The following is a 16,726-nucleotide window of genomic DNA, read 5'->3' as shown; positions in this document are numbered from 1 at the left end:
AAAACTCACTTTCTTAAAGAGATTGATCGATGTGGTTGACAAGGTATTGCCCGTCAACTTGTTTAAATTCCCATATTTCACTAAAACGCTCGATATAAGTTACTTCACGGCGTTTTTCATTATCTGAGTCTGATAAGCGGTCATTAGTGAAATAATCGCGCATTTGGGCCGTTACAAGGACTTTACGGACGTTTGGATTGTCCGATAAAATCAATTCTTCTGAAATGATGGTCAGACTTTCCAATTGATTGTGTTTATGCTGACGTTGATAGCGATTTAAAATGCGTTGTTGTTGTCGTTGAAAATGGGGGGTCATTAATGGTGCGACTAAGCTGAGATCGTTAGTCGTCCAAGCTGCTTCGATTTGGTAGAAGCATTCTTCAAAACGTTCGCGGGTTGCATCGTCAATGGTGACGGTTCGCGCTAGCGCACGTTCATGTCGCCGTGCCAGCCAGTCGCGTTTCTTGCGGATAATCATGAGGAATGCTGAGATGATAAAAAAGATTGCAAAAACGAGGTTGTTTAGAAAACTACGGGGACCGTAGTAACCCCGGCGACCATAATAATTGTTGGTCGTTCTATCCGTAGTCGTACTTGTGCTGCCACCAAATGAGCCACTAGAAGTTGAACCACCACCGCCACCTGAAGCCCCACCGGCTCTTGCGTAGGTAGCTGTCGGTGTTAGGCAAATCAGACTTAATAATAAGATGAAACCAATAATCACTTTTTTCATATTAGACCTCGCTATTAAATAACATTAGTCACTATTTTAGAGGAATTAATAGGATTAGGCAATTTAAAGATTAGTAAAGTTTAATCTTAACATTAAAAAAAGAGCCGGGATTTATCCCAACTCTTTTTGTGAGCGTCTAAATTTCTAGCGATGAGCAATATCGATTTCTGCGAGCCAAGTTAAGGCAAGTGGGAGCCACTGTGCGACCGGCTCGTTAATGTCTTGTGGTTTACCAGGACGTTGCGTTACTTTATTGGCCAGTGCTAAGCCATGAACGCCATCACTGAATAAATGATATTCAGTTGTGATGTTTAATCGATTTAATTCAGTCACGTATAGTAATGAATTGATGGCTGGTACGAGTTCATCAGTTGCGGTTTGCCATACGAAACACGGCTTGGCCCACTTGGTTAGTGTGTCCTGTGCATGCCAGAGTTGTTGGTCGGTTGTAATTCGTTTTTTTTCACTCTCTTCTTTAGGGAATCCGGCGTCCAAATCGATTACCGGGTAACTTAAAATAACAGCGGCGTGATGACCATGATAACTGGCGAGTTGATATTGCGTACTTAGTTCAGGATTAGTAGCAACACCGTTAAAAGTGGCCACTAGATGTCCGCCAGCTGAGAAACCAATAAGTATGATTCGTTCGGGATCAACTTTTTGAGTATCTGATTGATCCGTAATCCATTCAATCGTTTTAGCCAGCTGTTGGAGTGCTGTAGGATAAACGGTTTGGTTGGGTTCGATCAGTTGGTAAGGTAAAACAACGGCGTGACAGCCTTCAGCCAATGCCTTTAAGACAATCGGCTCTGTTTCACGCGTTGAATGGTAACGAAAACCGCCACCTGGGCAGATAATTACGACTGGTTGATAGCGGGTGTTATTAAAATCTTGATTGGAATCTAGCCAGTAGGCTGTAACTTGAAAGTCCTGGTGATTCGTTGAGAGTGTTTGTTCCATAATTTGCATAGATAGACAGCCTTTCTTTCTGAATAAGCGAAGCGCTTTCAGTTGATATTCTCATTTTACTTTAAATAAATAACACCTGTCAATACGATTGGGCAATTATATTTTAGGCTATGAATAATATGCATGAAATGAATAGCGTTAAAAACGACTTTAAAAAGCTGATTATTTAAAGTATGATAGTTGCTAGAGGAAAAATGCAATGATATCAGGTTATACAGCACTTTATGGCTTGATTGCGCACCCAGCGCAACATAGCTTATCACCCTTTATTCATAATACCGGTTTTCACCAAATTCAAATGGATGCGCGCTATGCCGTCTTCGACAGTCAGGCGACACCGGCAGCAATTACCAGCGCAATTAAGACACTAGGCATTCGGGGCGTCAACCTATCGATGCCTTATAAGCAATCGCTGGTTCCGCTACTAGATAACTTAACGTCAACGGCTAAATTAGTGGGAGCCATCAATACTATTAAAAACGAAGCTGGTCGTTTAACAGCAACCAATACGGATGGCGATGGTTTTTGGCGAGCCTTGCAAAAAGCACATCCCCAGCGCCGATATCGTTCTGTCGTTATTCTAGGCGGTGGTGGGGCGGCACTAGCGGTAATTGAGGCAGCAGCAAGGTATGATGTGCAGCAGATGACCGTCTTTAAACGTACTAATGCGACTTACGATTCAGTTGCCCAACGACTGGCTCAAATTAGCGTTGCTGGTGGTCTACAGATTACTATTGAACCGTACGATGACCAGTTAGCATTGGCAACTGCCTTGCAAAATGCTGATTGTTTAATTAATGCAACCAATATTGGCATGACCGCAACGCCGGGTAATCCCTTACCAATTAACTTACTGCAATATTTGCCCGAAGATAGCCTCGTCGCAGATCTAATTTACGCACCGCGAGAGACAGCTTTTTTAAAAACGGCCCAAAAAGCGCATTTAAAAACGCAAAATGGTCTGGGCATGTTGATTGAACAAGCGGCTTTGAGTTTTGAATTTTGGACAAACCAACCAATGGCGACAACACCAATTTACCAACATCTAACTGGAGGCAATGATGTATCATGATTATTCAATTTAAGGCAACAACGAGCGAAACACTGATCCAAGATTTTTGCGAACGACAACGACAAGCTGGTGTCGTCGTTTATCAATCAGCACAGCACGTCGCATTGATTGGACTTAAGGAAGTGACATTAAGCACCGAAGAACGAGCCGCTGTTGCGTCCGTGACAACTGCTGAACCAAGTTATGTTTTAAGTAGTCGGTTATTCCAACCCGAAAACACAGTGATTCAATTACCACATAGTACGATTGGTGGCGAGCAGTTTACGATGATGGCCGGGCCTTGTTCGGTGGAATCAGCTGACCATATTTTAGCGATGGCTAAAGTGGCCAAGGAAGGTGGCGCAACTTTACTGCGTGGTGGCGCCTATAAGCCACGGACTTCACCTTACTCATTCCAAGGAATGGGTGAAGCCGGGCTCAAAGCGCTCCGCCAAGCAGCCGATGCAACAGGCATGGATGTCATTACGGAGGTCATGGATGAAACGCATGTGGCCCTAATTGCACAATACACAGATGTCTTCCAAATTGGGGCTCGGAATATGCAAAACTTTTCATTGTTAAAGGCCGTTGGGCAGACGAACATTCCGGTTGCTTTAAAACGTGGTCTAGCCGCTACAGTTGATGATCTATTAAATGCTGCTGAGTATATTGCAGCCAACGGTAATCACCAAATCATGCTCTTAGAACGCGGTATTCGGACTTTTGATAATCAATACACACGAAATACATTTGACTTGAACGCGGTTCCTGTCCTTCAGAAATTATCCCACTATCCAGTGATTGTTGATCCAAGTCATGCGACAGGTGAATGGGACTTAGTGACACCAATGGCCAGAGCCGGCGTGGCAACTGGTGCCAGTGGGATGATGGTGGAGATTCATGACCATCCTGAAGCCGCCTTTTCCGATGGGCCACAAGCGTTGAAACCCGCGACTTATTTAGAGATGTGTCGTCAGATCTGGGCGATTGATCAATTGATGCGGTCGTGGTAAAAATGCCAACTATTTCGGTTAATTTAACGACGCAAGAATATCAAATTAAAATTGAAAATGGCTTAGCGACTTCAATCGGGCGCGAGGTTCAACAGGTGTGGTCTGCACGTAAAATTGCATTGGTCACAGATACGAATGTCGGCCCTTTGTATCAAGCACAAGTTGCTGCGCAATTAACGCAAGCTGGGTTTCAGGTCACTGTCCTCACCGTCCTAGCCGGCGAATCCGCTAAGTCTCTCGAACAAGCGATGAGCCTCTACCAAGCATTGGTGACAGCCAATTTTAATCGTGGTGATGGTCTGATTGCTCTCGGTGGCGGGGTTGTTGGTGATTTGACGGGCTTTGTTGCCTCAACTTATATGCGGGGATTACCGTTTATTCAAATCCCCACTTCTTTATTAGCGCAAGTTGATAGTAGTGTTGGCGGCAAAACGGCGGTCGATTTACCAGCGGGGAAAAATTTAGTCGGGACTTTTTATCAACCGGAGCTCGTTTTAATTGATCCGCAAATGCTCGAGACACTTCCGCAACGGCAGTTAGTCACTGGGTATGCTGAAGTGGTCAAGGTAGCGGCCTTAGTCGGTGCTGATTTTTGGGACCTTGTTCAACAAATTAAATCACCGACTGCAATTTTGGATAAAGCCCCAGAGCTGATTGCGCGCAGTATTGCCTATAAGGCGCAGATTGTGATGGCGGATGTTCAAGAAGGTGGGCAACGGCGGTTGTTGAATTTCGGTCATACAATTGGCCATGCTGTTGAGTCTTTGGCAGACGGTGAGCTAACGCATGGCGAAGCAGTTAGTATCGGGTTAATTGCGATTAGTCGCCTGTTCGAACAACCGACTCAAATTGCATTGCAACTGCAAACCGTGTTTGAACGGGTTGGCTTACCGGTCACGCACCCGTTATTACAATCGCCCGCATTATTTGAGAAAATTGCGCATGATAAGAAGAATCAGGGCGCTCTGATTAACATTGTCTATTTAAAAGCGATTGGACAGCCAACCATTTTACAACTACCATTAACACAATTTAGTGCCCAATTAAAAATGAAACAGCGCTCGTTTTAGAAAATACTGGTAACCTGCAAGCAGATACTTTACAATTAGACTAGATTGAAACTGATTTACAGGGGTTGATTCACTAGATGCAGTTAATTTTAATTGGGTTTATGGGTTCTGGTAAAACAACCATTGCACGTAAAGTCGCACATCATTTCAAGAGCGAATGGATTGATTTGGACAAATACATCATGCGGGAACAGCAGATGACGATTAACGAAATTTTTGCCATTAAAGGCCAATCTGCGTTTCGGCAGATGGAATTTGAAGCACTTGCAAAATTGGTTCAAGAAGATGTCGTCATTGCGACCGGTGGTGGTGTGGTTGATGACGCACAGACGCGCTATCTACTGGAACAAAGTGGCATCCCCATCTTTTACTTAAATGGGAGTTATGAGGCGCATTGGCGCCGCGTTTCGCGTAATGATCGCCGACCACTGGTCAATCAACTTGGCCACGATGGTTTACGGGAGTTATATCACGAACGGCGGCCTAAATATTATCGTTTGGCAGACTACACGATTTTCTTTCAGCATAAAACACCGAATATGATGTTGACGGAAATTGAAGGACAACTGCCACGTATTCAAAAAAAACTGGCTAAGCGACATACTTAGTCAGTTTTTTTAATATTAAAAAAGCATATCATTGGCTTTTTGAGACCGGTTACTTGTATGATAGAATTAGAAAGAGGAGGGATGCCCATGACTTTTAAATTACCAGCATTACCGTATGAGTATGTTGCTTTAGAACCTTATATCGACTCCGAAACAATGCATCTTCATCATGATAAGCATCATAAGACTTATGTGACGAAGTTAAACGCAGCCTTGGCAAAACACCCCGACTTAGCTAGCAAATCATTACACGACTTACTAACACATATTGACGATCTTCCTAAGTCATTACAGACCCCGATTCGCAATAACGCGGGGGGGCACGCTAATCACAGCTTTTTCTGGCGAATTTTGACTGAAAATGCTCCATTGATGCCAACGGGTGAATTATTAGAAAAAATTGAAGAACGGTTTGGCACTTTTAAAGATTTTCAAGCTGAATTCAATAATGTCGCACTAGGCGTTTTTGGTTCTGGTTGGGCTTGGTTAGTCGTTGATCACGACGGCGAACTGCAAATCATGACCACCCCTAACCAAGACTCACCAATCATGAGTGGTAATCGCCCATTGATCGGTCTCGATGTTTGGGAACATGCATATTACTTGAAATACCAGAATAATCGCATTGACTATATCGAGAACTTCTGGAAAATAATTAATTGGCCGCTTGTGGCGGAGTTAATCTAAGCAGCGGCCAATAGATGACAACAACCGGAGTGGTTTCGTGCGTTTCCGCTGGGCTGTTGTCATTTTTTGTGTCACGATTTTAATTTTTTAAAGAGGCGCTACTATGCTTATCAGGATAGTAGCGCTTTTTATGTAATAACTATTATGCTTTACAAACTAGTTAATTTGAATTACACATACTAGTATGTTAAACAAACTAGTTAGAAGGTTAATATGGCACAAACAATATCAAGTCAAATGCTGAAAGGGATTTTACAAGGAATCATACTAATGATTCTTGGTAAAGGCCCAGAATACGGCTACGGTTTAAGCAAAAAAATGAATCATTGTGGCCTTGAAAACGTACCTAAAGGGACTATTTATCCGTTGCTTACGACCATCGAAAAACGGGGGTTGCTAGTCAGTAAAATTAAAAAATCGGATGAAGGCCCAGATAGAAAATATTATTTTATTACGGCAGAAGGGCAGATTGCTAAAAGGGAATTTATTAATGAGTGGGGCCAGTTACAAACCACGGTTCTTAAATTAATCGAAGAGGAGTCGTAAATATGACAAAGATTAAGGCGTTAATTCAAAAGAATAACCAACTAAGGTTAGCGTTAAATACAGAAAATAGACAGTTTTATAATGATTTATTACTATACATGCGATGTCAATCAATTACACGAAACGAAGAAATAGTTGAAAAACAATTATTAGTAATTCTTGAAGATATTTTGGATGCACAACAAGATCACCTTAGTGCTGAAACTTATTTTGGAAAGAATGTCAAAACGATTGCTGACGAATTACTGGCGGAGATACCACGTGATTTCTGGGGAATGATGCGTTTTTTATTATTGGGAATGGGAGCATACATAATTGCATTTTCAATACCTAGTTTGCTAAGTCATGATGCCTATTTTGATATGGGAACAATCTTATTAGCGGCAAGTTATTTTGTTGTATTAATCGGGTTACTTTTTAGAAATATAGGCAATACTATTTACACAGCTAAAATAAACTATACAAAGCGGATTATGCGCTGGTCGATTTGGACAGTAGGTTTTGCTGGTGGTATTCTAATTTCGATATTAGTTAAAACACCGCTGCAAATAAAATTTTCTGGATCGTTATTGCTTAGCGCGCTAACGATTTTAGTGATAGCATATCTATTACTAAAAAATAGACAGCAAAATCATCATTAATCTGATTATCGGCCAATAAAAAAATTCGTCCAGTTGGACGAATTTTTTTCGTTAGAGATTACTATCCGTTGTAAAGTTCAATGGTGAGAGGTTTGCACTGTCCGTAATGAGCTTAACAGTGAGGCGTTCCATTTCGTGTTGCGCAAGTTGGGCTGCTTTAGCAGAACCTTTGGTCATCAACATCGTCCGTTGGTGCGCATCGGTTTCAGCTGCAACAAGCTTGTCAGTAGCAACGATATTTTGAACCATCAAACTGTTGATGTGTTTTTGTGTTTGTTCTAAGTCTTTAGCGAATTTAGCGTAGTGCGCATCAACCAGAATACCAGCTAACTTATAGGTCCAATAGATTGAATCTTTCGAGTAATCTTTTGTGCCTTTTTGGTAGTTGACTGGGACATCATCAGCACCGGCGTAAAATGGCACGTAGACGCTCTGTGCAGTCACCCCCATCGCTAACCAGTGGATACCGCTGACATCAACAGGGCGGTTAGGGCGCATTTGAAGAATATGTGATTCTTGTGTCTTCGCTAAACTAATTGGGCGGAAAGCATGTTTTTCTTGTGGTGTGCCGTGACCAATTGGATCGTAGACGGTCCCTTCATAGTGCGAGCCTAAAATCTGAGCGACATCTTCGACTTGAATAGGTGCATCAGGTTGGCGTAAGAAGGGCAAGTTAAAGTCTTGTGGTTGTTGTTCAACAGACGGTGTTAAAAGCTTTTGACCGTACCAAACACGTGGTGTGTTATAAACGAGATCACTTTGATCTCGTGTCCCAAAGATATTGCGGAAATTAAACGGTGTGCCAGCTTGCCAGAGGTGGTTATCACGGGCAAAGTCTTGAAGCCCGTCAGAAGTCATGAAGGCCTCTGGTTGGTCAAAATCAACTTCCTGAATGGCGAGTTGGTTGGCCACGACAGCATAACTGTCATCAGGAATTCGTTGCGCGACCCAGTGATGACCACTACCAATTTCTAGGTACCAAACTTCATCAACGTCTGAAAAAAGGATACCGTTACTTTCGGTTGTGCCGTATTCACTGACAATCGCGCCTAAACGAGCAACCCCTTCGCGGGCAGTTTTCACGTATGGTAAAACAACAGTGATCATTGCTTCTTCAGCAATGCCGTTATCGATGTAGGGATCGAATCCGAGCACGCGACTATTGCTATAGGCACTTTCGGTCCCACTCATAGCCACGCCGTATTCATTGATACCATCTTCTTCGAATAAGCCGTATTCATCGGTCCATTCTGGGGTTGCGGTATATTTAGCGGCTTCTAGTGGTAGATCAAGCGTAAAGCCGGTGTCTTTTGAAACAAAGTGGGGTGCTTTCGTTAATTGTTGGTGGGGATGAATCACCATGTGTTTAGGCCAAGCGGCTTGGCTATCTTCGTTCCGTGCGATTAAGGTCGAGCCATCTGCGCTCGCTTTTTTACCGACCAGAACACTGGTACAGGCGGTTAATTGACGATAAAGGGGTTCACTCATAATAATGCCTCCAAATAAATTCGATATTAATGCTCATTATACAATCTTTTAGGGGAAAACACAGCAATTACCGTTGCCCAATTGCGCTAAAACAGGCATAATAATAGTATTCGAAAAAAGGAGGCTATTATTATGCCATTAGTACACATCGATCTTATTGCTGGTCGTAGTCAAGCACAATTAAAACAACTTTGTGCTGACGTGACAGAAGCAATCTCAAAAAACACAGGGGCACCTGCAGAACACGTGCATGTTGTCTTAAATGAAATGCAACCAGACCGTTACTCAGTAGGCGGCGTTTTAAAAAGCGACGAAAAATAAAGTGCGACAACAGGCGCCTATATTTTGAGCATTAACTGGATTTGACGAATTGGTGATGTAATCGCCAATTTGGCAAATTTTGTTAAGCGCAGAAATATGCCTGGCGGAGCACGTTTCAAAATAGAGTGCGTTTAAAGCGATTTGACTCTGAGCATTAGCACAGTGTTGCGAATGATCGACAAAGTCGATTGTTTGCAACACGAAGCTAAGCACAAGAGTCAGCTTTGAAAAGCACGTTTAGGCCATTTAAAAAGCGATTCGACAATTCAGTCGGATCGCTTTTTATTAGTCCATTTTAAAATATTGGCGCAAATAATTCGCTACACCGTCTTGTGCGTTGGTTAGCGGGGTAATGTCATCTGCGATTGCTTTGACTGGTGCGATCGCATTTTGCATCGCCACCCCAGTGCCGGCATAGGCCAACATGTCTAAGTCATTACTTTCGTCACCAAAGGCGATAATGTCGGCTTGATCAATTTGGTAATGATTTGCTAAGCGTTCAAGACCCGTTGTCTTTTGGATGCCGTGGTGCACAATTTCTAAGACGCTGGCGGGGCCACCCCATGTATTAACGGAAACTTGGGGGAATTGGCGTAAAATCTCAGCCCGTAAAGCAGCTTGGTCCTCGCGTTCGACGAAGACTGTTACAGCTGCTGGATCTTGTTGAAGTGATTCGCGCGTTAGGATTTCATCTGATTTAAGTGTTGCTGGGAAAAACGAAAAAGTATTGCTGTAAGCTTGATCAGCTAAAAACATCGTTTTCCCTTCGGCGGCAATCATCTGAATTTTAAAACGTTCTTTTAATTGGAAGAGGCTAAAAACGACATCCTTATTAATGGTGTATTGATATTCGTCGGACCAATTTTGCCCAGGAATATGCATGAGGGCACCGTTAAAATTGACCATCGGCGATGTGAGCCCTAATTGATGGTAGAAAGGTTCACTCAAGCGATTAGGCCGACCAGTCACAATACTGACAATGTGGCCAGCTGATTGTAGTTGGGTGAGTGTTTCTTGTGTTTTAAGTGAAATTTTGGCTTCTGGATTTAAAGTCGTGCCATCCAGGTCTAAGGCGATTAATTTTTGGTTCATCATAGGGCCTCCTTTAAAGGGTACTTAAGCTATCATTCTAGGGATAAACGATTCAATTGTCAATTAACCTGTATTGTATCTAAAGTGGTTAAACAGTATAATAAAGCTATTGAAATAGCGTAGGAGGCAGTCAGATGGCAGATGAAGAAATGAACGCACAGCAAGACGATTCAGCAATCGAAGATTTAAAGGAACGGATTTTAGCAGCCCTAGAAACCGTGATTGATCCTGAATTGGGGATTGATATTGTTAATCTAGGCCTTGTCTACGGCCTCAACCTGGACGAAAAGGGCCTATGTACAATCGATATGACGTTGACGACGATGGGCTGTCCTTTAACAGACGTCTTAACGGATTCAATTCATCAAGCACTTGCGAAAGTCCCAGAGGTTAAAGATGTGAACGTCAATCTTGTTTGGTATCCAGCTTGGGATACAAGTAAGATGTCACGGTATGCACGAATTGCCTTAGGAATTCGTTAAACTATCAGTATGAACCTTCTCCTTTAACCTGAGTGAGGAGGTTTTTTATGTTATTTAGTCTAAGAAATGAGTGGAATAATGACCCAAGAAACCTACTTGGCACAGTTAAAGCAAAGTGCCGTCTTTTTCAAAAACGTACCGCAACTAACAGCGCAATTTCAAGCAATCAAAGCGAGTTTAACACGTCTACAACAAAAACAGTTACCACAGCACAATCTTCCAGTACTCGGGATTGGCGAATCACTCTATCTAACGTTATTATTGGCAGCAGAGCAGGGGCAATTCAAGGCGGTCTCTTCACAGCAATTACAAGCGCAAATTCAAAAGACAGACCATTTACTTCGTAATTATCGCCAATATTTACAGAATCAATTTGGTATGTGGGCCTATATTAGTCAGGATTTAACGGATAGTATCGTCCAACAGTTTCCCGATTGGCACTTTTTGGAAATTATGGCTGGTAATGGCTACCTGAGTGCCGGTTTAAGGGCGGCAGGTGCCGAATCGGTCATTTGTACGGATAGTTTGGCCTGGACGAGCGAAAACCAGACAGGGCGGCAATTATTGACGCAGGTGGCACCTCTCGATGCACAGGCGGCGATCAAACAATATGGTGATCAAGTGGATGCCGTATTGATGTCGTGGTCGCCCAACGGAGTGCCGATTGATTTAGCCGTTTTAAACCAATTACGGCAATTAGAAAACGGGCCCGTCCTTTTATGCTTGGGTGAGCGCTACGGTGCCACGAATAGTACTGAATTCTGGGATGCCGCTCATTTTCATAATGATCATCGCTTATCGCGGATTAATCGGTACTTACGCCCGTTTGATTTAATGCGTGATCGGTTTTACTGGATTCAATAACGTATCAAGGAGGAATCAGCGTTTGCGTTTAAAAAAATTAGTACTTGATGTTCTATTTGTCGGGGTGGTCGTCTTAGGCCTTCTCGTCATCAGTCAGCGAGCCAAATCGATGTACAGTGAACGACTTAATCATAATAGTTTATCGCAAAAGGCGGTTATCTTTAAGACGAAAAGTCACCAATCGATTCAATCAACGATCCAAGCGATTGACAAGACCAAACTCAATAATTTCCAAGTGCAATTCAATGTCAATAATCATTTATCCTATGTTTATGCCAAAGGCAAGCAAGCTAATGTGCCGCTTAAAGACGGCCGCTTCTTCTCAAATTATGATTTCAAATCACGAATTCCGGTAGTGGTCGTCGGCCAATCACGGGTCAACGAACTCTATCAGCCAGCTAGTCAAGCTTATTATCAGACTAAGAATCGTTACTTGTCAGTAATTGGGGTTGTGGGCACCAATCAGACCACTTCGCTTGACCAACACATCTTTATTTCGGCTTCACCAGAATTCGTTTTGAACAACCGCCCGCTAAACCAGGTAACGGTGCTAGTCGATGACCAACAAATCGGGGCGCATCTTAAAGAATATCAAAAGATTTTTAAGACCAAATCAATCTCTAATTTAACGCCTAAGAACACGCCGATTATTGGGGTCAACTGGTTACGAGAAAATGGAACGGCGGCAATCAGCTTGGTCTTATTAATCATTATTGCTGGGGTGCTTAGTCATTTATTTGCACAATTAGTCAATGGCTATCATGCCCAAAAGAATTTGACTGCTAGTCTTTATCGTAAATATAGCATGGGACAAACGCAGATTTTTGCAGTCCATCTCTTAAGCATGACACTGATTGGTTTTATTATCGGTAGTTGGTTCTTCTACTTAACACACTTGGGTATTATTTTCAGTGGGTTAGTGGTAGTTGATCTAGTCTTAATTGCTTATTTCTACTTCAGAATGACGCGCATTAAATCAGCGCACTAAAAAAGCAAGTTAGTTGCTAGACAACTGACTTGCTTTTTTTGTATTTAAAGTGATAAATGTCGTTCGTTTAAATAATGTCGTAAATTAGGGCTTAAGATCATGGGCGCTGATTGAAGTGCTGTTAGGTTTCTTGCACCCAACATCGCCATGATTGACTGGATTTGAGCTTGCCAAGCTAATAATTGTTCAGCAGTTTCAGTAGGCCCCGTTTTGATCAGCATATGTAAAATCTGACCTGAAATCCCAACGGCAGAAGCGCCGAGGCGCAAGGCTTTGACAATATCAAGCGGGTTACGAACCCCACCAGAGGCTAGAATGGTTAATTCGTTTTGAAACGCCTGTGATTCGAAGAGTGATTCAACCGTTGATTGACCCCAATCACTGAGGTAGTCGTAGGCTTTATCTCGGCGGCGTTCATTTTCAATTGTGACGAAGTTGGTGCCACCTTTACCGGAAACATCAATATTGGTAACGCCGACACTTTGCAATTTAGCAATCGTCTCGGCGCTCATCCCAAAACCAACTTCCTTAACAATTACGGGGACGTCTAAGTTGGCGACGATTTCGCCAATCTGATCGAGCCAGTAGAATTCACGATCACCTTCTGGCATCACGACTTCTTGCGCTGTATTGACGTGGATTTCAAGGGCATTGGCTTGGGTCATCGCTACCGCTTTTTGCGCAACCGATAGGTCATTACCAGCACCGATATTAGCGAGGATGAAGCCAGCCGGGTTAAATTCGCGAATCACACTGAACGTATCAACGAGTGTCGTATCTTTAATCGCCACGGATTGTGAACCGGTCGCCATTGGCAAACCAGCAATCTGTGCCACTTGTGCTAATTGGGCATTTAGCTTTTTAGTTTGTTGGCTCCCGCCAGTCATCCCATTAATGTAGAAGGGGCTTTGCCAAGTGGTCCCAGCAAATTGGGTACTAATATCAACATCAGCAATCGCTAGTTCGGGTAAACTTTGATGGATAAAACGAAGCCCGTCAAAATCGTTTTGACGGTCATCTTGATGGAACTTTTCCGCTAAAAAGACATGTTCGTCTTTACGATGCGATTGGATAGATTGTTTTGGTCTCACCATGTTAGTCAACTCCTAATCTACAAGGTGAACGGCAAGGTTTAACCGTTCGATTTGATTATCACGCCATTTTTCAAAGAGTGACGTTGTATCGATTGCACGATCAATAATCACAATGCCACAATCACCACCGCCGGCACCAGATGTTTTAGCAGCCCCACCGGCTTCTTCGGCGAGGGTGCCCATTTTCTGGAGTACAGGGGTTTCAATTGCGACGTGACTAAAGTCGGCTAATTCTTGTAATAACGCACGATTGTGGCGCAATTCAGCTTGGATTTGTTGTAAATTGTTAGCTCGGAATCCTGCGACCATTTCTTCTAGGCAGGCTTTGCTAGCCTTTAAGAAGTTTTGATAGTCAGCTTGGCGTTCTGTTTTTGCCAGTGCGATTTTATCGACCAAATGAGACGTTGAAGCGGGGGAACCCGTCCAACCAATCAAGAGCGATAATTCAGCAGGAGGTGTCAATAACTCAATTGACAGTGATGGCCAAGGAATTGCCAATAATTCGTTAAGCGTCATCGTTGGTCTAGTCTCTGCCAACCATTGCTTGTCAAAAGAGCGATAGGCAATCCAACCACCGTAAACACTAGCTGCAATATCTCCTAAAGAACCGTTACCTTGCACATCAAGATGAGCAATCGCAGCAAGTTTATAGAGTTGGTCGTTAGTTAGTTCGAGTTCATAAAAAGCACAGAGCGCTTTGACGGTTGCTACTGTGACGGCTGCTGAACTACCGAGACCATACTTCTTACCGTCAGCTGAGTCTAAATCACTGTTAACTCGTAAGTGATAGATGCTTAATTTTTTACCCGCTTGGCGGGCATATTGTTCCGTTAATTTAATGGCGGATAAAATATAATGAAAGGGATTATCACGGTTATCAAAAACCATTTCGTCACCTTGTCGTTGCCAATATAAAGAATTTTCTTGGTATTGTTTTGAAACAATACTGCCGTATTCTTGACTCTCTTCAATTGAAACTGTTACAAATTGATTCAAAGCCACAATAATAGCCGGGAAACCAGTTTCTACTACTGCGTATTCGCCAGCAATATACAGCTTCCCGGGTGCTTTAGCCGTTATCAAACCATCAGAACCTTTCACATTTAACTTATTTATTACGCTCACAGATAGGTCACGCCCGGTCCTGGTTTTGCAACCAATAATTGCTCAGCTGTAAAGTAGGGCGCAAGAGCTGCCAAGATCTGTGGTGTTTCGCGACTCGTACAAATCACTTTCACGTTTGGACCTGCATCCATAGTATAATAGCAAGAAACCCCTTGTTGGCGCAAGCGCTCAACGACTTCAATTGCTTGAAGGGTTTCAGGTTCGAAATAAGTGAAAGGTGGGACGGCGCTAAGCGTCGTTGCATGCATCTGCATCGCGCTCTTTTCAGCGAGTTGTCCCACTAAATTTATATCTTTCTTAACGATTGCATCCTTCATCTTAGGCAAGTCAGCTTGGGCCGTTTCGACCCAACTGGGATAATAAGGTGAGGTTGCCACAACACTTGCCATACCGGCCCGACTGGCAACCCGTTTTTGACGATCGTTTAAAACAATTGCAATCATTTGAATATCCCAATCGATTTCTTCTTGAACGGGAATCGCGTATGAATCTTGATCATTCGTACCCCGTTGCCATTCGACAAACCCGCCATAAATTGAACGCGTCGCAGAGCCTGAACCCCGACGTGCAAGTCTAGATAAGTCACGTCGGTTTAAATCCAAACCCGCCGCACGACTACCAGCTGCCGCTAAAGCAGCATAGCCAGAAGCTGAAGAAGCTAATCCAGCGGCATTTGGCACGTGATTAGTTGTTTCAACACTAGCAAAAGTTGATTGACCTGCTTGTTGGCGAATCAGGTCTAAAAACTGACTCATTTTAGTTTGTGTTTGTTCGTCGGCTTCTTGGCCATTAAAAATAATCTGATCACGCGTCAATGTTTCTGAAAACGTGACAGTCGTATCTGTATAAAAATGATCTAACGTCAATGATAAACTGCTATTTTGCGGAATAATCAAGTTGGCATCTTTTTTTCCCCAATATTTAATAAGCGCAATATTAGTGTGCGCTCTCGCTGTGGCTGATTGTCCCATAGTGATAACTCCCAATTGTTGTTTAATTAGTGTGTAGTGCGTGTAACGGTTGAATCCAAGTCTTAATCGCGCCAGCTTGGCGTAATTGTTGTGCAAGTTGCTCAGCATCCGGTTGTGTTTTAGCCAGTGCAATAATGCAACCGCCACGTCCGCCACCGGTCAATTTAGTCCCCAAGCTACCAGCTTGATTGGCAGTTTCGATTAAAGCATCAATGCGCGAATTGCTGACCCCTAAGGCTCGTAAATCATTTTGCGCTAAGCTAAGATTCTGGCCCAGTGCTGTCAACTGATTTTGAGCGATATTGGTTGCGACGGCTTGACTCAATTCACCAATGTGGGTAATAAGTGGTTGCGTACGCTCAGGATTGGACATCATTTGATTTTGAACGCTTTTAACGGCCGGGCCGGTTTGACCCTTTTGACCACTATCAGCAATTACCAAGTACCCTTGGAGGTCGATGGGTAATGGCTGTAGTGGTTGGCCTTTAACAAACCAAAGTGGGGTCGTTGCACCCGTCGTGGCTGCATCAATGCCACTTGGATTACCGTGAATCATATTTTCTGAAAGTGCTGCTAGCTTAAGTAAGTCACGTTGGTTTAATTCTTGATGATAAAAGGTAAAGAGGGCGCGAATAATCGCAATGGCGGTCGCTGCAGAAGAACCCATGCCACGTTCGGCTGGTAATTCACTGTCAATTGTCAGTTCAAATGCGGTTTGTTGATCGTCTAATTGTTGCCAGAGCTGTTCGATTAGTCGGCGAATGCCTTGCATCTGACCAATGGCTTGGCTTAAAGGGCCACTGTAATAGGGACTATTAATCAAGGGTTCGCTTAGTGTCGGTTGTGCCGTCACGCGAACAGTTGTCTGCACTGCAAAAATAGGGAGTGCAATCGCGGGTTGCCCGTACACGACAGCGTGCTCTCCAATCAAAATAATCTTAGCGTGACTATTTCCCACACTCGTTTGCATCGTATCACCCTTA

At 43.3% G+C, this 16,726-nt stretch carries 19 protein-coding genes; 11 read left to right on the top strand and 8 right to left on the bottom strand.

The features are described 5' to 3' along the window. Window positions 1-13: 13 nt before the first annotated feature. Both ACPBEH_RS01980 and ACPBEH_RS01975 read right to left on the bottom strand, forming a co-directional pair. Window positions 14-733 (bottom strand): hypothetical protein, encoded by a 720-nt coding sequence (locus ACPBEH_RS01980; RefSeq protein WP_424349524.1) that lies wholly within the window; start codon window positions 731-733, stop codon window positions 14-16. A 144-nt stretch (window positions 734-877) separates the two neighbouring features. Further along, complete coding sequence (locus tag ACPBEH_RS01975; protein WP_424349523.1) at window positions 878-1,702, bottom strand: alpha/beta hydrolase; 825 nt, start codon at window positions 1,700-1,702, stop codon at window positions 878-880. 199 nt (window positions 1,703-1,901) lie between these two features. Here ACPBEH_RS01975 and aroE point away from each other — a divergent pair, with 199 nt between their 5' ends. From aroE to ACPBEH_RS01940, 7 genes are all read left to right on the top strand, one after another. Continuing rightward, the gene (gene aroE / locus ACPBEH_RS01970; RefSeq protein ID WP_424349522.1) at window positions 1,902-2,774 is read left to right on the top strand and encodes a shikimate dehydrogenase; all 873 of its coding nucleotides are present in this window, start codon (window positions 1,902-1,904) and stop codon (window positions 2,772-2,774) included. After that, window positions 2,771-3,766, top strand: coding sequence for a 3-deoxy-7-phosphoheptulonate synthase (gene aroF, locus ACPBEH_RS01965; protein WP_424349521.1), 996 nt, complete (start codon window positions 2,771-2,773; stop codon window positions 3,764-3,766). The genes aroE and aroF overlap by 4 nt, the downstream gene beginning before the upstream one ends. Before the next feature lie 2 nt (window positions 3,767-3,768). Then, the gene (aroB, locus tag ACPBEH_RS01960; RefSeq protein ID WP_424349520.1) at window positions 3,769-4,836 is read left to right on the top strand and encodes a 3-dehydroquinate synthase; all 1,068 of its coding nucleotides are present in this window, start codon (window positions 3,769-3,771) and stop codon (window positions 4,834-4,836) included. Between the two features lie 77 nt (window positions 4,837-4,913). Next, the gene (locus ACPBEH_RS01955) at window positions 4,914-5,444 is read left to right on the top strand and encodes a shikimate kinase (RefSeq protein WP_099960284.1); all 531 of its coding nucleotides are present in this window, start codon (window positions 4,914-4,916) and stop codon (window positions 5,442-5,444) included. 87 nt (window positions 5,445-5,531) lie between these two features. Further along, the gene (locus ACPBEH_RS01950) at window positions 5,532-6,131 is read left to right on the top strand and encodes a superoxide dismutase (RefSeq protein ID WP_424349519.1); all 600 of its coding nucleotides are present in this window, start codon (window positions 5,532-5,534) and stop codon (window positions 6,129-6,131) included. A 213-nt stretch (window positions 6,132-6,344) separates the two neighbouring features. After that, window positions 6,345-6,677 (top strand): PadR family transcriptional regulator, encoded by a 333-nt coding sequence (locus ACPBEH_RS01945; RefSeq protein ID WP_424349518.1) that lies wholly within the window; start codon window positions 6,345-6,347, stop codon window positions 6,675-6,677. A 2-nt stretch (window positions 6,678-6,679) separates the two neighbouring features. Next, complete coding sequence (locus ACPBEH_RS01940) at window positions 6,680-7,318, top strand: hypothetical protein (protein WP_424349517.1); 639 nt, start codon at window positions 6,680-6,682, stop codon at window positions 7,316-7,318. 51 nt (window positions 7,319-7,369) lie between these two features. Here ACPBEH_RS01940 and ACPBEH_RS01935 read toward each other — a convergent pair whose 3' ends face one another. Beyond that, the gene (locus tag ACPBEH_RS01935; RefSeq protein WP_424349516.1) at window positions 7,370-8,806 is read right to left on the bottom strand and encodes a C69 family dipeptidase; all 1,437 of its coding nucleotides are present in this window, start codon (window positions 8,804-8,806) and stop codon (window positions 7,370-7,372) included. Between the two features lie 132 nt (window positions 8,807-8,938). Between ACPBEH_RS01935 and ACPBEH_RS01930 the strand changes: the two genes are divergently transcribed. Then, window positions 8,939-9,127 carry a 2-hydroxymuconate tautomerase gene (locus ACPBEH_RS01930; RefSeq protein ID WP_011374600.1) on the top strand — a complete coding sequence of 63 codons (189 nt, stop codon included), beginning with the start codon at window positions 8,939-8,941 and terminating at the stop codon, window positions 9,125-9,127. A 285-nt stretch (window positions 9,128-9,412) separates the two neighbouring features. Here the strand turns inward: ACPBEH_RS01930 and ACPBEH_RS01925 are convergent, their stop codons facing one another. After that, entirely contained in the window at window positions 9,413-10,219 is an 807-nt protein-coding gene (locus ACPBEH_RS01925) for a Cof-type HAD-IIB family hydrolase (RefSeq protein ID WP_424349515.1), read from the bottom strand. A gap of 134 nt (window positions 10,220-10,353) precedes the next feature. Between ACPBEH_RS01925 and ACPBEH_RS01920 the strand changes: the two genes are divergently transcribed. The 3 genes from ACPBEH_RS01920 to ACPBEH_RS01910 all read left to right on the top strand — a co-directional run bounded on the left by ACPBEH_RS01920 (window position 10,354) and on the right by ACPBEH_RS01910 (window position 12,553). After that, window positions 10,354-10,701, top strand: a complete 348-nt coding sequence (locus ACPBEH_RS01920) for a metal-sulfur cluster assembly factor (protein ID WP_424349514.1) — start codon at window positions 10,354-10,356, stop codon at window positions 10,699-10,701. 78 nt (window positions 10,702-10,779) lie between these two features. Further along, a complete protein-coding gene (locus tag ACPBEH_RS01915; protein WP_424349513.1) occupies window positions 10,780-11,565 on the top strand; it encodes an SAM-dependent methyltransferase in 786 nt (261 codons plus the stop codon). Between the two features lie 22 nt (window positions 11,566-11,587). Further along, complete coding sequence (locus ACPBEH_RS01910) at window positions 11,588-12,553, top strand: hypothetical protein (RefSeq protein WP_424349512.1); 966 nt, start codon at window positions 11,588-11,590, stop codon at window positions 12,551-12,553. Window positions 12,554-12,597: 44 nt separating this feature from the next. On the opposite strand, the gene fni is transcribed toward ACPBEH_RS01910, so the two are convergent. The 4 genes from fni to mvk are packed head-to-tail and all read right to left on the bottom strand — an operon-like array spanning window position 12,598 to window position 16,713. Continuing rightward, entirely contained in the window at window positions 12,598-13,647 is a 1,050-nt protein-coding gene (fni, locus tag ACPBEH_RS01905; RefSeq protein ID WP_424349511.1) for a type 2 isopentenyl-diphosphate Delta-isomerase, read from the bottom strand. 12 nt (window positions 13,648-13,659) lie between these two features. Then, window positions 13,660-14,730 (bottom strand): phosphomevalonate kinase, encoded by a 1,071-nt coding sequence (locus tag ACPBEH_RS01900; RefSeq protein WP_424350045.1) that lies wholly within the window; start codon window positions 14,728-14,730, stop codon window positions 13,660-13,662. Between the two features lie 38 nt (window positions 14,731-14,768). Then, window positions 14,769-15,743 (bottom strand): diphosphomevalonate decarboxylase, encoded by a 975-nt coding sequence (mvaD, locus tag ACPBEH_RS01895; protein ID WP_424349510.1) that lies wholly within the window; start codon window positions 15,741-15,743, stop codon window positions 14,769-14,771. A gap of 22 nt (window positions 15,744-15,765) precedes the next feature. Next, window positions 15,766-16,713 carry a mevalonate kinase gene (mvk, locus tag ACPBEH_RS01890; protein ID WP_424349509.1) on the bottom strand — a complete coding sequence of 316 codons (948 nt, stop codon included), beginning with the start codon at window positions 16,711-16,713 and terminating at the stop codon, window positions 15,766-15,768. Between the last annotated feature and the right edge of the window lie 13 nt (window positions 16,714-16,726).

Origin of the sequence: Latilactobacillus parasakei (genome assembly GCF_049674265.1) — a bacterium.
Lineage (GTDB): Bacteria > Bacillota > Bacilli > Lactobacillales > Lactobacillaceae > Latilactobacillus > Latilactobacillus sakei.
The sequence above is the reverse complement of the archived record's forward strand: the minus strand, read 5'-3'. Positions and strand labels throughout refer to the sequence as shown.

What these genes read in the sequence shown, in the direction of transcription:
- ACPBEH_RS01980 (WP_424349524.1), bottom strand. Translation starts at nt 733, where the DNA reads ATGAAAAAAGTGATTATTGGTTTCATCTTATTATTAAGTCTGATTTGC.
- ACPBEH_RS01975 (WP_424349523.1), bottom strand. Translation starts at nt 1,702, where the DNA reads ATGCAAATTATGGAACAAACACTCTCAACGAATCACCAGGACTTTCAA.
- aroE (WP_424349522.1), top strand. Translation starts at nt 1,902, where the DNA reads ATGATATCAGGTTATACAGCACTTTATGGCTTGATTGCGCACCCAGCG.
- aroF (WP_424349521.1), top strand. Translation starts at nt 2,771, where the DNA reads ATGATTATTCAATTTAAGGCAACAACGAGCGAAACACTGATCCAAGAT.
- aroB (WP_424349520.1), top strand. Translation starts at nt 3,769, where the DNA reads ATGCCAACTATTTCGGTTAATTTAACGACGCAAGAATATCAAATTAAA.
- ACPBEH_RS01955 (WP_099960284.1), top strand. Translation starts at nt 4,914, where the DNA reads ATGCAGTTAATTTTAATTGGGTTTATGGGTTCTGGTAAAACAACCATT.
- ACPBEH_RS01950 (WP_424349519.1), top strand. Translation starts at nt 5,532, where the DNA reads ATGACTTTTAAATTACCAGCATTACCGTATGAGTATGTTGCTTTAGAA.
- ACPBEH_RS01945 (WP_424349518.1), top strand. Translation starts at nt 6,345, where the DNA reads ATGGCACAAACAATATCAAGTCAAATGCTGAAAGGGATTTTACAAGGA.
- ACPBEH_RS01940 (WP_424349517.1), top strand. Translation starts at nt 6,680, where the DNA reads ATGACAAAGATTAAGGCGTTAATTCAAAAGAATAACCAACTAAGGTTA.
- ACPBEH_RS01935 (WP_424349516.1), bottom strand. Translation starts at nt 8,806, where the DNA reads ATGAGTGAACCCCTTTATCGTCAATTAACCGCCTGTACCAGTGTTCTG.
- ACPBEH_RS01930 (WP_011374600.1), top strand. Translation starts at nt 8,939, where the DNA reads ATGCCATTAGTACACATCGATCTTATTGCTGGTCGTAGTCAAGCACAA.
- ACPBEH_RS01925 (WP_424349515.1), bottom strand. Translation starts at nt 10,219, where the DNA reads ATGAACCAAAAATTAATCGCCTTAGACCTGGATGGCACGACTTTAAAT.
- ACPBEH_RS01920 (WP_424349514.1), top strand. Translation starts at nt 10,354, where the DNA reads ATGGCAGATGAAGAAATGAACGCACAGCAAGACGATTCAGCAATCGAA.
- ACPBEH_RS01915 (WP_424349513.1), top strand. Translation starts at nt 10,780, where the DNA reads ATGACCCAAGAAACCTACTTGGCACAGTTAAAGCAAAGTGCCGTCTTT.
- fni (WP_424349511.1), bottom strand. Translation starts at nt 13,647, where the DNA reads ATGGTGAGACCAAAACAATCTATCCAATCGCATCGTAAAGACGAACAT.
- mvaD (WP_424349510.1), bottom strand. Translation starts at nt 15,743, where the DNA reads ATGGGACAATCAGCCACAGCGAGAGCGCACACTAATATTGCGCTTATT.
- mvk (WP_424349509.1), bottom strand. Translation starts at nt 16,713, where the DNA reads ATGCAAACGAGTGTGGGAAATAGTCACGCTAAGATTATTTTGATTGGA.